Source organism: Dawidia cretensis, from assembly GCF_018598175.1.
GTDB classification, from domain to species: Bacteria; Bacteroidota; Bacteroidia; order Cytophagales; family Cyclobacteriaceae; genus Ohtaekwangia; species Ohtaekwangia cretensis.
In genome coordinates, this window is the sequence record NZ_JAHESE010000208.1 from 1 (window position 1) to 261 (window position 261).

Here is a 261-nt window from a genome sequence, read left to right on the forward strand (position 1 = left end):
GGGCGTGGTAAGAGATTTTCACACACAGGCGCTGGACCATGCGATTGAACCCGTGGTACTGTACAATGATAAAGGCTCCTATAAAAACCTTTCGATGAAGATCAGCACGGTGAATATGCAGGCGACGCTGGAGTATGTTCAACGAAAATGGGAGGCTACGTATCCTGAGTATACCTTTCACTATGCGTTTATGGATCAGCAGATCGCGGAGATGTATGGTGGCGAACGCAAAACGGCCGCGATGCTGAATGTATTTTCGGG

The 261-nt window shown here is 48.7% G+C and carries 1 pseudogene; it reads left to right on the forward strand.

The window, feature by feature from the left end:
• A pseudogene (locus tag KK062_RS30385) lies at positions 1–261 on the forward strand (hypothetical protein); the annotation flags it as partial.